The sequence below is a fragment of the Thalassospira sp. A3_1 genome (genome assembly GCF_017744215.1).
Lineage (GTDB): Bacteria > Pseudomonadota > Alphaproteobacteria > Rhodospirillales > Thalassospiraceae > Thalassospira > Thalassospira lucentensis_A.
The window spans coordinates 219,193-232,040 of the sequence record NZ_JAGHQQ010000004.1; the positions used below are offsets into that span (position 1 = coordinate 219,193).

The 12,848-nt window shown below is 55.5% G+C and carries 10 protein-coding genes; 2 read left to right on the forward strand and 8 right to left on the reverse strand.

Annotated features, from left to right (window positions below):
- Positions 1-41: 41 nt before the first annotated feature.
- The 5 genes from J7395_RS17670 to J7395_RS17690 all read right to left on the reverse strand — a co-directional run bounded on the left by J7395_RS17670 (position 42) and on the right by J7395_RS17690 (position 7,085).
- Entirely contained in the window at positions 42-1,805 is a 1,764-nt protein-coding gene (locus J7395_RS17670; protein ID WP_209222812.1) for a M14 family metallopeptidase, read from the reverse strand.
- Positions 1,802-2,656 carry an ABC transporter permease gene (locus J7395_RS17675; protein WP_007091389.1) on the reverse strand — a complete coding sequence of 285 codons (855 nt, stop codon included), beginning with the start codon at positions 2,654-2,656 and terminating at the stop codon, positions 1,802-1,804. The genes J7395_RS17670 and J7395_RS17675 overlap by 4 nt, the downstream gene beginning before the upstream one ends.
- Before the next feature lie 4 nt (positions 2,657-2,660).
- Complete coding sequence (locus J7395_RS17680; protein WP_209222814.1) at positions 2,661-3,584, reverse strand: ABC transporter permease; 924 nt, start codon at positions 3,582-3,584, stop codon at positions 2,661-2,663.
- Between the two features lie 69 nt (positions 3,585-3,653).
- Complete coding sequence (locus J7395_RS17685; protein WP_209222816.1) at positions 3,654-5,186, reverse strand: ABC transporter substrate-binding protein; 1,533 nt, start codon at positions 5,184-5,186, stop codon at positions 3,654-3,656.
- 66 nt (positions 5,187-5,252) lie between these two features.
- Positions 5,253-7,085 (reverse strand): dipeptide ABC transporter ATP-binding protein, encoded by a 1,833-nt coding sequence (locus J7395_RS17690; RefSeq protein WP_062959586.1) that lies wholly within the window; start codon positions 7,083-7,085, stop codon positions 5,253-5,255.
- Positions 7,086-7,712: 627 nt separating this feature from the next.
- On the opposite strand from J7395_RS17690, the gene J7395_RS17695 reads away from it, so the two are divergent.
- Together J7395_RS17695 and J7395_RS17700 are read left to right on the forward strand one after the other, a co-directional pair.
- On the forward strand, positions 7,713-8,426 hold the full coding sequence (locus J7395_RS17695; RefSeq protein WP_209222819.1) for a GNAT family protein: 714 nt from the start codon (positions 7,713-7,715) through the stop codon (positions 8,424-8,426).
- 62 nt (positions 8,427-8,488) lie between these two features.
- On the forward strand, positions 8,489-9,430 hold the full coding sequence (locus tag J7395_RS17700) for a glucosaminidase domain-containing protein (RefSeq protein ID WP_062959588.1): 942 nt from the start codon (positions 8,489-8,491) through the stop codon (positions 9,428-9,430).
- Positions 9,431-9,463: 33 nt separating this feature from the next.
- On the opposite strand, the gene J7395_RS17705 is transcribed toward J7395_RS17700, so the two are convergent.
- The 3 genes from J7395_RS17705 to J7395_RS17715 form a co-directional block, all read right to left on the reverse strand.
- Entirely contained in the window at positions 9,464-10,660 is a 1,197-nt protein-coding gene (locus tag J7395_RS17705; RefSeq protein ID WP_062959589.1) for a CmpA/NrtA family ABC transporter substrate-binding protein, read from the reverse strand.
- 3 nt (positions 10,661-10,663) lie between these two features.
- Positions 10,664-11,251, reverse strand: coding sequence for an ANTAR domain-containing protein (locus J7395_RS17710; protein WP_007091383.1), 588 nt, complete (start codon positions 11,249-11,251; stop codon positions 10,664-10,666).
- Positions 11,252-11,373: 122 nt separating this feature from the next.
- Positions 11,374-12,765 carry an MFS transporter gene (locus tag J7395_RS17715; RefSeq protein ID WP_231858269.1) on the reverse strand — a complete coding sequence of 464 codons (1,392 nt, stop codon included), beginning with the start codon at positions 12,763-12,765 and terminating at the stop codon, positions 11,374-11,376.
- Positions 12,766-12,848 lie beyond the last annotated feature (83 nt).

Here is a 12,848-nt window from a genome sequence, read left to right on the forward strand (position 1 = left end):
CAGCTATCATTCTCATTAAAAGTTAAATCAAAAGGATTTGGTTAAAGCAGATCAAGGTTCTGCCACGCATCATAGGCGGCAACAACCGTTGCCAGCTGCGCGGTATGGGCCGCGATGAAGGCATCGCCATAGATCGTTTCATCGGGATATTCGGTAATCAGGGTCAGCGGCACGTCATGTCGATCATCAACCGAAATCATGCACGGAAAACCATTGATGATCCGAAAACCGGTTTCACCGGCATGAATGCGATAAAGATCAATCTGTGCCGCGTTGAATGCCAGAAGCCCCGGAATGGCGGCAAGTTTCCGGGTAACCTGATCGATAAAGTTTTCCGCCCGTTCCGACCATTCATCATGATGGCGCATGATCAGGAAAAACCCCTTCGGCAGGGTCCACATGCCAAACCCGCGCGGAACATATCCCGAAAGCGGCCGGGTCCATTCATGGCAGGGATAGCCATGCAGATTGACATGCAGGCTTGCCCCGCTGATGGCACGCGCCCGCACCCGGATTTCCTTTTCATAAAGGCCATCACCACTGCGATATTCCATGTCATCGCCAAGTGCGGTATAGCGCGCCGCATGATGCATATGGGCTGGGTTATCAACAATCAGGCGCTGATGAAGGGCATAACCATCCGGATTTTCCAGCGGTGAAATCGTGAAATGCGCCCCATCGCGTTTTGCCAGCTCCAACGCCCCGCGAAGCGCGCCCGCAACACCTGAAATCTCGTTGGGATGCTGCCCGCCACTGATCATGACCGGCAAATCCGTACCCTTGTGATAGCGCGCATTCAGAATGCGCCCGGACCGCGACGTCGCGTGGAATTCTTCGCCTTTGATCCCGTCAAGCTCGGCGCGGATTTGCGCAACCGTCAACGGGCGGGTGGCGCAATCAATCTGTTGCATCTCACCCGCTGTCTCGTCCTTTGACAGGGGGCGCAATTCAACCGTGACACGGGTCTCGCCATCCCCATCACCAGCACTGGGCACCTGACGGATTTCCGGGACAATCTGCCCCGGCTGCAATCCGCGATCACCCAGCGGACGACCTGATTTGACCTGAAAATATTCCAGCAGCGAGAAATAGAAATCCTCGTGCAGGGCTTCATGCAGGCTCAGAACCTCGTGACCATGGGCGATCTTCTGATCATGCCCCGGCAGATCAACCGAGATATTCAGCTCTTCGAAATAGGGTTCCTGACCACCCCAGTCATGATCGGCAATGGCCGTCATGGTCCGGGCAAAAAGGGCTTCGTATTCGGTTTCAATCCGCTCATCGCGAACAATCTGACCATCGGCATCGGTAATCCGCACCCACCCGGTCGGCGACAGGTGGGTTTCATCAACCACATCCTGATGCACGCGGTTTGGCGCAAAAACTTCGTGACGGGTTTCAACCCCATCCGCCCCACGCAGGATCACATCATAGGTGCAATCACAACGATCCGATGCCCCGAACGTGATCGAGGCTGGCGTAACCAAGGCCGCCAAGGGGTAGGTTTCAAGCAGGAAGCGATTATCCGCCGCATTTTGATGGCGCGGATAACGCACCGTGATATCGGCAATGCCCGACTTTGCCAGATCAATATCTTCAAGGAAGAAATGCAAAAGCGGCTTATAGGCACTGCGAATGCGCGCCTGGATCCCCTGCTGGGCCAACTTTGCCTCGGCCGCGGCACGGGTTTGGGCATCGTTAAACAGCCATGCCTCGATAAACTGCCCGGGGCGGGCAGCCTTGACGATTTCATCGATCAGGTTTGGGAGGGTCGGCGCAAAGGTGGTGGCGAAAATCTGTGTCATTTGGACGTCCTGCCTGTGGGGTCAAGGCTATCGCGCAGCCAGTCGCCCAGAAGGTTCAGGCCAAGCACGGTCAGAAGAATGGCAAGCCCGGGGAAAACCGACACCCACCAGGCATTCTGCAAATAGGTCCGCCCATCCGCTAGCATCCCGCCCCAGCTTGGGATCAGGGGGTCAACCCCCAGCCCAAGGAAGGTCAGGCTGCTTTCAAGCAGGATATTGGTCGCAACATTAAGCGTCATCAGTACGATGACTGGCCCGATCAGGTTCGGCAGAAGGTGACGGAACAGGATATGAATATCGCGCACGCCAATCGCCTTGGCCGACTGGATGAATTCCCGATCCCGCAATGACAGAACCGATCCCCGCACCAGACGGGCATATTGCACCCATTGCGCAATGATCAGCAGAATGATCATGTTGGTCAGTCCACCGCCGATAATCGCGATAAAGGTAATCGCCAGCAAAATGAACGGCAATGCAAGCTGCACATCAGCAAAGCGCATCACGATCATGTCCCAGAAACCGCGATAATATCCCGATATCAGGCCCATGATCACACCAATGACAACCGCCCCGGCAACGGAAAGCAAACCAACCTGAAGCGATATTTTGCCGCCTGAAACCACACGCGCCAGAACGTCACGCCCCAGCGGATCGGTACCAAAGATATGATCGGCATTGGTAAACGGCGCGATCAGGCGGGCCGAAAGATCAATCTTGTCCGCCCCGCCAGGAAACAGCAGGTCGGAAAACACGACCAGAAAACAGATGCCACCGGTCAGAACAGCACCCAGAACGAATTCAAGATTTTTAAAGCGCGCAAACCGCGCCTTGGTTGCAGTGGTCGCCATGGGGTTACTCCGTCCGGATACGTGGATCAATCAGGCCATAGGCAATGTCGACAAGCAGGTTCACCCCGACAATCATGATCGACAGAACCGTAATCACGGCCTGCAGAACCGGATAATCACGTGCACCAACGGCATCAAAAGCCAGCGTGCCCATTCCCGGCCAGTTAAACACCAGTTCGACGACAACAATCCCGCCCAGAAGATTGCCAAACTGCAAACCGAAATAGGTCACAAGCGGGATCGCACAATTGCGAAGCGCGTGTTTATAAAGAACGACCTTCTCGCTAAGCCCCTTGGCGTGTGCGACCATAATGTATTGCGACTGAAGGGTTTCCAGCATCGAGGTCCGCACAAGCCGCACATTGGTTGCGGTCAGGATCACCCCCATGGTGATCGCCGGCATGATGAAGTTCTCAATCCCCGTCATGCCACTTGGCGGCAGAAGCCGGAAAGTAATCGACAGCAACAGCACCAGCATGATCGCCAGCCAGAAATTCGGGAATGACAGGCCAACCAGCGACAGGATGCGAATGACCTGATCGGGCCATTTGCCCCGCGAAATGGCGGCCTTGATCCCCAGCGGGATCGAAATCACGATGGATACGAACATCGATGCAAACGCCAGCATCAGGGTCGCGGGCAATGCATTGCCAATCAGGGTGGAAACCTGCGTTCCACCAAGGAAGGATCGACCGAAATCAAGACTGAAAAGCCCCAGCATGAAATCGGCATACTGAACAAAAAATGGCTGGTTCAAACCAAGGGATTCACGAATACGTGCAAGGTCTTCCTCGGTGATGCTGCCGGCCCCCTGGCTTAACATCAGCGCCGGGTCACCCGTCAGGCGGATGGCAAACGAGACAATCAATGTCACCGCGACGACCACGAAAATCGCCTGCAAAAGGCGTTTGATCAGAAAACCAGCCAAAACACTTGTCCTTTAAAGAAATAGGCATGAAAGCCGCCCGGCATCTGTCCGGGCGGCTTTCGTTTCACATCAGTCGACAGTCACTTCCGTCAGGCGCAGACGGCTGTCGGGAACCGGGGTGAAATTCTTGACGCGCTTGGAAACCCCAAAGATCGCATTGAGGTTATAAAGCGGCATTTCCAGCGCACGATCGGCCGTGTAATGCGCAATCGACTGCAGGATCTCTTCACGTTTGGCACGGTCGGTAATCGCACGCTGGGATTCCAGCAGCTTGTCGAGTTCCGGGTCGCTGTCATACGGGTTCCACTTTTCGCCCGTGTGATACATGGAATAAGCGGTGTTATCATAATCAAGCGTCCAGCCGCCCCACGACTGCTGGAACATCGCACCGGTTTTACCCGCCGGAATGATGTCATTAAGCAGAACGTTGGTTTCATAAGGCTTGATCGTCGCATTCAGGCCAATCACCTGAAGGTAGCTGGCAACGGCCTGAGCAACTTCGTTAAAGGTTGCGTCATTGCCGCGAATGTCGATCTGGATTTTCGTGCCCGGTGCAACACCGGCTTCTTTCAAAAGCGCCTGTGCCTTGGCCGGATCATACGGCAACGGCTTCATCGACGGGTCATTGCCAAACGACAATTCACCCTGGAAACTTGCAATCGGCGCTGCCTGACCACCAAGGATCGAGTCAATGATCGCCTGACGATCCACACCGTAAATCATCGCCTTACGGACTTTTTCATCCGCCGTGATGCCATTGCCGGTATTAAAGCGCAGGGCATAAACCGTCGGGCTTACGGTGGTGACGATATCGATATTTTCGTCTTCCTGAATGGTCGGGATCATGCCGATCGGAATGGTCGGCGGAATGACAAGGTCAACGTTCCCGGCCTGAAGTTCCGCAACCGCGGTCGACGGTTCACTGATGAAGCGATACTTGATGGTCGAAAGTTTCGGCACACCGCCCCAATGATCAGCATAGGCTTCAAGCGTCAGACCAACTTTCGGCTCATAGGAAACCATTTTGAACGGACCGGTGCCGATCGGATGGGCGTTGAAATAATCTTCGCCTTTTTCCGCGATGTATTTCGGCGGAACAATCATCGCACCATAACCGGCAAGCTTGGTCAGAAGCACCGGATCCGGCTGGGTCAGATGCATGTCGACGGTGTTTTCGTCAATAACTTCGACCGATTTGATTGCGGCATAGTTTGACCGCTGCGGCCCTTTTTTGCCTTCATCACCCATCAGGCGATCAAAGGTGAATTTGACCGCTTCGGCATTGAACGGTTCGCCATTCTGGAAGGTCACGCCTTCGCGCAGATGGAAACGGATGCGCGTACCGCCATCAAATTCTTCCCATGATTTCGCAAGCCCCGGAACCAGTTTGGCATCCGGCCCGCGATAGGTCAGACCGTCATAAATATTGGTCGCAACCGACGACCAGTTGACCAGAAACGTATCGACCGGGTCCCAGCTACCGGGGTCCTGTGGTGATGAAATGGTCAAGGTGCCTTCGGCATATGCCGGCGCAGTTGCCATCAGGCCGCCCGCAAAGGCAAGAGCCATCAGCGCACTGCGCATTCCCTGTTTTTTCGTCATGTTATTTTTTCTCCGTTGTTGGTGGCTTGGCGCGAGGGGAGACAAGGCTTGCGACCCAAGGGCCGCTTAACGTGCGTCGGCCACAAAGTGACCGGGCGCAATTTCGCGATGGGCAAGGATGGCCGGTTCATCACCGACCCGGCGGATCGGGCTTGGAATTTCGCCATCCATCAGGATGCGGTCGCGCACGATTGTGGGATCCGCGACCGGCACGGCACTCAGAAGCCGCTGGGTATAAGGATGTGTCGGCGTTTCAAGAACCTGCTGGCGCGATCCAAGTTCGGCAACCTGACCAAGGTAAAGCACGGCGACCCGATGGCTCATTTTTTCGACCACCGCCATGTCATGGCTGATGAACAGATAGGCAAGCCCGTGTTCTTCCTGAAGCTCCATGAACAGATTGATGATCTGTGCCTGGATCGACACATCAAGCGCCGAAAGCGCTTCGTCGGCAATGATCAGCTTGGGATTGGATGCCAAGGCGCGCGCAATACAGATACGCTGGCGCTGACCGCCGGAAAATTCATGCGGGTAACGATTGGCATGGGCCGATGTCAGGCCGACCCGTTCCAGCAATTGGTCAACGCGTGCGGCAATCTGTTTTTCGCCCTCAATAAGGCGGTGCGTGCGGATCGGCTCGGCAATCGAAAATCCGATTTTCTTGCGGGGATCAAGGGACGCAAACGGATCCTGAAAGATATACTGGATTTCCTGACGCAGGCGCTGCTGTTCGCCTTTGCCCATTGCACTAAATGCGCGGCCTTCGAAACTGATATTTCCCGCCGTTGCCTTTTGCAATTGCTGGATCGTGCGGCCAATGGTTGATTTGCCCGATCCGGACTCTCCGACAAGGGCAAGCGTTTCACCACGATAAATATCAAAACTGACATTCTCGACCGCGTGAACCCGGTGGGAAACCCCGCCAAACAGGCCCTTTTTGATATCAAAGCGCGTCACCAGATCACGTACCGACAATAACGGGGCCTCGTCGTAACGTGCGGTATTCTGGATATGCTCCGTCCCGACCAGACGCGGCGTATCGCCATCCATCATCGTCACCGGGAACCGTTTGGGGAATGCTTCGCCCGTCATGCTGCCCAGTTTGGGCACCGCGGACAACAGGGTCTGGGTATAGGGATGGGCAGGATTGGCAAAAATATCGGCAACCGTACCTTCTTCAACCTTTTTGCCCTTCCACATGACGACAACATCATCGGCAACCTCGGCAACGACCCCCATGTCATGGGTGATGAAAATCACCGCCATGCCAAGTTCCTGTTGCAGGTCGCGGATAATGGTCAAAATTTGCGCCTGAATGGTCACGTCAAGGGCCGTTGTCGGTTCATCCGCAATCAGGACTTTGGGCCGACAGGCAAGCGCCATGGCAATCATGACGCGCTGGCGCATCCCACCCGAAAGCTGATGGGGATACCGCCCCAGAAGTTCCTGCGCATCAGGCAGCCGCACCATATCAAGCAGCCGTTTGCTTTCAACAAGCGCATCGGGCTTCGACATGCCTTCATGCAGCATCAGGGATTCCGCGATCTGATCACCGATGGTGAAAACCGGGTTCAGCGACGTCATCGGTTCCTGAAAAATCATCGCGATGTCTTTGCCGCGAATGCGGCGCATCTGTTTTTGCGATAGCGCCAGCAAATCTTCATCGCGATCTTTTGACGTAAACCGGATGCGCCCCGATGCATAGGATGCGCCCATCATATCGGCCAGACGCATGATCGACATCGATGTCACCGACTTGCCCGATCCGGACTCTCCGACAATTGCCAATGTCCTTCCGGGTTTCACGGCAAAACTCAGATTTTCGATGACCCGGCTGTCGCCGAACTCAACGGACAAATCTTCGACGGACAGGATCGGAACAGAAACAGAATCAGTCACGCAAACATCCTCGGCAATGTAAGGCGGATGCGCGGGTGGCGCGCACCGGTCAAACCGGTGTCAGTGCTGCAAGACGTGATTGGCGCCAGATCGGGTTTCTCGTCCGGCACGGTGGGGGCCGTGGCCTTCTGACGATGCGTAACGGAAAGTTGTAACGCGGTCCCTCTTAACGACGATTGCCAACAACCCTGATACCGAATTCATGGTTTTTTATTTTGTATACAAACCTCATCATTTATTCGACAAATTGTCAACGAATTGAATTTAACTAAATTCAATTCGGTTTGAATGCCCTGTCGCCGCATAATCCACCGCACAGCCCGGACGCATTAAAGGTTTGTTTCAAAACCATAATTTCGCAACGCAGCATTTCCCTCCATGTCACGGGTAATCCAACACACCCTGCAACCCAAAGACGAACGCATCACAACACTTTCGTAACACGCCCAAAGACTCCTCATGACCCGACCTCAAACCACCCTTCCCTTTGCCAAACCGGACCAGTTTTTCGGTCATCCCTTAAGCCCCGCAAAATTGGCTCCCTTCATTTTGCCAAAACGGCTCTTTATGACGCACCAATAATATCCCAGACTGCATTCTCCCTCGCCTCGCAACAAAGGTCATCAGATGCCATCCGAATATAAAAACGAATTTGGTCAGCCGGTCGGCCGCCCGGTTGAAAACTGGAAAGAATGCCCGATGCCACCACGCAGTGACATGGTCGGTCGCCATGTCATTGTCACCCCGGTCAATGTAAAACGCGACGCCAGACAACTGTTTGACGCCAATCGCGAAGCCATGGACGGATCGCGCTTTACCTATCTTTTCACCGACGCATTCACCGATTTTGACGCTTATCAGGTGTGGCTTGAAAGCCTGGCCACCACCAGCGACCCGATGCTGCACACCATCATCGACAAGGCATCCGGCACCGCAGTAGGTGTCGCCGCCTTCATGCGGATTGATACCAAATTTGGCGGCATTGAAATCGGCAATATCAACTATTCCCCGGCCCTGTCGCAAACCATCGGCGGCACAGAGGCGATGTATCTGATGATGAAACGCGCCTTTGACGAACTTGGATACCGCCGGTACGAATGGAAATGCGACGATCAGAACGCCCCGTCACGCGCCGCTGCCCTGCGGTATGGCTTCACCTACGAAGGTACCTTCGGCAATCACATGGTCTATAAGGGCCGCAACCGCGATACCGCGTGGTTTTCGATTACCGATCTTGAATGGCCAAGGATCAGGACCGCGTTCGAAGCATGGCTTGCCCCTGGCAACTTTGATGAAACCGGCAAACAACGCAATAGTCTGCAAAGCTTCCGCAAGGTATAATCACACGCAGGGAACACAAGCAACGCGCGCATTCATGATCGCGCATAGCGGGAGGTTATGCCATGCCGTCCTTTTCCGTTTGCCTGCAAAAAAGCCTGAAATACCTGATAACAAGCATCTTTCTGATCGGCGCGGCACAAATTGCACGCGCCGATATTATCCTGCCGATGCCCGACCCGGACCAGATCAATCGGATCGAGCTTGACGGTTACGAACAGCTTGAAGAGCTTTACGAAAGCCTCGATTACACCCAGCAAAGCTGGCAGGAAGGCAAACGTGAAGTCCCGCGCCTGTTCCTGCAAACCATCCCCGAAAGATGGCGAAGTGAAATCAGCGATCAGGTCACCGTCGCCACCAAAAAACGGATTTTCTTCCGCACATTGGGGCCGCTTGCCCTGCTCGCGAACGAGGAAATCGAATTTCAGCGCGTCGCACTGGAAAAGGCCATTGCCGATGGTGACAATACCGTAATTACGGAACTTGCCACCCAGTACAGGGTCGATGGCGCCCCGGGTGACAGCACAACCATTGCCGAACTGCGCGAACGGATCAATCCGGTGCCGCCGTCACTTGTTCTGGCGCAGATGGCAATCGAAAGCGGCTGGGCCACGTCGCGCTTTGCCGCCCTTGGCAATGCCCTGTTCGGGCAATGGACCTATGATGGCGAGGGCATCACCCCCGAACAGCAACGCACACATCTGGGCGATTATAAAATCGCCTCCTTCCGAACCCCGTTCGGATCGGTGCGCGCCTATCTGCTGAACCTCAATACCCATAATGCCTATGCCGATCTGCGTGACATGCGCGCAAGCGACATCGCGGCGGATCGACAGTCAACCGGTATGGAACTGGCCGAAGCCCTGATCCGCTATTCCGAACGCGGGGAAGAATATGTCAAGGAAGTCCAAGCCGTCATCAGGCAGAACGGCTTGCAGGAAGTCGACAATGCCGTCCTTGAAGGACAATATTATCACCTGATCCCGATCGGTGCGACGGCACAATAGGTTCGCATTCACAAGCCGACAGCCGGTGCCGGGCTATTCCCCGACACCGGCAAAGCTGCGCATGTCGAATATGCTGTTATCCAGAAACGCATCCGGGCCGACAAACGCCCGGTCCGCGGCATCATTCACGCCCTCAACCCGCCAGTCATCATGCGGAAGCGCAACATCAAGCCCCTTGACCGCACGGCGATAAAGGTCGGGTCGGTATATGTCGGATATAAGCGTATTGAAATCGACGGTGGCATCCACCTGCCCCCAGCGCTGCATCTGCGTGCCAACCCACGCCCCCTGCGACAGCCACGGGAACGTCGCGGTATAGCGATAAAACACATGGCGATCGGGTGCCTCAATCGGATTGTCCCCGGGCTTCAGAACCGGTCGACCAAGCAACGATGCCCGCAGGATATCAAACGATGCGCCGACATGGTTTTCACCAGACAGCAATTGCGCCAGTTCGGTACGGTTTTCCGGCTGATCGGCCCATTCCGCCGACCGGACAAGCGCTCGCACCAGTGCATCCACCGTATCTGGATTGGATTGCACCCAGTCTTCGCGCACGCCAAGAACCTTTTCCGGGCTGCGCGCCCAGATATCTTCCTTAAGAGCCACAATCACGCCATCCCCATGGAACACCGCCCGCTGGTTCCACGGCTCCCCCACGCAATAGCCATCAACCCAGCCATTGCGCAGACTGTCAAACATCCGTGGTGGCGCAATCACGCCGATATTAACGTCCTTATCGGGGTCAATACCGCCCGCCGCCATCCAGTAACGCAGTTCGTAATTATGGCTTGAATACGGGAACACGGTCGCAAAGGACATGATCGGACGACCGGCCGCCCGGTCCTCGTCGATCACTTTTTTAAGTGCCCGTGCCGAAAGCCCGCGCGGCCCATGCATCGCCGCCGGATCCGCTTCAAGCATCCGCTGATAAAGCCGGGTTGAAACCGTAATCGCATTCCCGCCCCGCCCCAGCGCCATCGGCACCGCAATGCGCTGCGACGGCATCCCGCCAAGCCCAAGCCGCGCTGCCAACGGAATGCCCGCCAGAAGATGCGCCGCGTCATAAACACCATAAGACAGCTTGTCGCGAATGGCCGCCCAGGACATTTCCCGGATCAGGGTCAGGTCGATATTTTCTTCCTCGGCAAAGCCCTTGGCACGCGCCACGACAGGCAGGGCACAATCCACAAGTGGCACAAAGCCAAGTCGAACCTGTTTAAGGGACATGCGTTAGAACTCCAACTGAAAGGCCGTGATCACGCTTTGCGCGATTTCAGAAATTTTGCGGTTCTGTTTCATGGCGTTTTTGCGCAGCAGGTTATAGGCCTCGTCCTCGCTTAGCCCCTTTTCCTGCATCAGAAGTCCTTTTGCCCGATCAATCAACTTGCGATCATTAAGTTTGGCCTTGGCCTCGTCCCGTTCCCGGCGCAACTGGTCAAACGCGTTGAAACGCGAAATGGCCATTTCGACGATGGGCCGAATACGATCCTGACGCAAGCCATCAACGACATAAGCACTGACCCCGGCCTCTACCGCCTCGCGGATCGTGTTGCTGTCACTTTGATCGACAAACATCGCAATCGGGCGCGCAATAACACGCGATACCTGAAACATCTGTTCAAGCGTATCACGGTCCGGGTTTTCAAGATCAATGATGATGATGTCGGGGGCCAACGCCTGAATGCGTTCGACCAGATTGTATGACGTGCCGATGCGGCTGACACGGGTATAGCCACTTTCGACAAGGCCGCGCTCGACAATGGCGGCACGGTCCGGGTTTTCGTCGATCACCAGAATGCTGAAGTCTTCAAGCTTCATTTAAACCAACCCAAATCCCTGACGATCAAGGTCTCTCTCCTGTCTGTTCTTTTTCGCCCGAACCTTGATGGCCCGGTGAGAACCGGGATGCGGCACATGCCGCATCCCGGAAAGATCGTATGTTATTCTGCCGGAACCGCCTGCGCACCGGATGGCAGCGCATCGCGTTCCTGCATGGCTTTTTCGAAACGTTCCTTTTCCTCGGCCACGGTCTTTTCCGAGAAACGAACCGCAAGCGCAGCAAAGGAACAGATAATCACGGCAATGCCAAGATACATCAGGCCCTGCTGATAGGTCAGTGCTTCGGATTTGAACAGGAAGCCCGCGGCAACCGCCCCGGCATTCCCGCCCGCACCGACAATACCGGCAACCGAGCCAAGCGCCTTGCGATTAACAAACGGAACAATCCCGAATGTCGCACCTTCGGACATCTGCACGAAAAGCGAGAAGACCACCATCATCGACACCGCGATGACCAGCGCATCCATCATCGAAAACGCAACAAGTGCAACCCCTTCGATGAACAGCGCCAGGAACAGGAACTTGACGCGGCCCGAAAGCCCGCCCTTGGCGGCAAATTTGTCGGAAAACACCCCGCCCAGCGTGCGGGCAAAGATGTTCATCAGGCCAAACAGACCGGCAATCAGACCGGCTGTCTGAAGGCTAAGTTCAAACCGGTCAAAGAAATAGATCGCGGCAATGTTGTTGATCGTAAGCTCGACACCGAAACACGCCCCGTAAACCAGAAACAGCGCCCAGACCCGGTAATCCTTGGCCGCGGCCAGCATGCCCTTGGTCGCACCGGCATGATCATCTTCCGGTGACAGGGCACCGCTTTTGCGCATGTCGGCATAGTTGCCATCCGGCGCATCGGTGGTGAAGAACCAGTAAAGTGCCGCAACCACCAGCATGATCACACCCGGGAAGACCATCGCCAGACGCCAGCCCATGGTTTCCGAAACGCCAAAGCCAAGCACCATGGCAAGGATCAGCGGCATGACCATCTGTGTCACACCCCCGCCAAGGTTGCCCCAGCCCGCCGTGGTCGCATTTGCGGTACCGACAACGTTCGGCGCAAACATGGTCGAGGTATGATACTGCGTGATCACGAACGATGCCCCGATCGAACCGATGGCAAGACGCGCCAGCAGGAAAGTTTCATAGCTGTCGGCAAGCCCGATCAGCATGACCGGCAAAGACCCCAGAACCAGCAACGCCGTATAGGTCTTGCGCGGGCCGATTTTATCGCAAAGCGGCCCGATCAGAAGTCGTACAAGAACGGTAATCGCGACAGACGCGATGATGGTATTGCCGATTTCACCCTTGGTCAGGCCAAGATCATCGCGCACAAGCGGCATCAGCGGCGCGATACCGAACCAGCCAAAGAAACACAGGAAGAACGCAAGCCAGGTCAGGTGGAAAGTCCGCATCTGGACAGTCTTGAGACTGAAGAGATTGATCCGCGGAGCCTTGTTTTTGATTTCCATAACAATGAAGCCCTTCGTTTGGGTCACTCCGAACCGGTTTCCCGGTTGTCGCGACCGACGGTTATTTCCCCAAGGGCCGCACGCTTCATCAGATGGATTCCGCTGGCGGC

Coding starts and splice junctions, on each gene's coding strand:
- J7395_RS17710 (WP_007091383.1), bottom strand. CDS start 11,251: ATGAAGCTTGAAGACTTCAGCATTCTGGTGATCGACGAAAACCCGGAC.
- J7395_RS17670 (WP_209222812.1), bottom strand. CDS start 1,805: ATGACACAGATTTTCGCCACCACCTTTGCGCCGACCCTCCCAAACCTG.
- J7395_RS17700 (WP_062959588.1), top strand. CDS start 8,489: ATGCCGTCCTTTTCCGTTTGCCTGCAAAAAAGCCTGAAATACCTGATA.
- J7395_RS17675 (WP_007091389.1), bottom strand. CDS start 2,656: ATGGCGACCACTGCAACCAAGGCGCGGTTTGCGCGCTTTAAAAATCTT.
- J7395_RS17705 (WP_062959589.1), bottom strand. CDS start 10,660: ATGTCCCTTAAACAGGTTCGACTTGGCTTTGTGCCACTTGTGGATTGT.
- J7395_RS17685 (WP_209222816.1), bottom strand. CDS start 5,186: ATGACGAAAAAACAGGGAATGCGCAGTGCGCTGATGGCTCTTGCCTTT.
- J7395_RS17695 (WP_209222819.1), top strand. CDS start 7,713: ATGCCATCCGAATATAAAAACGAATTTGGTCAGCCGGTCGGCCGCCCG.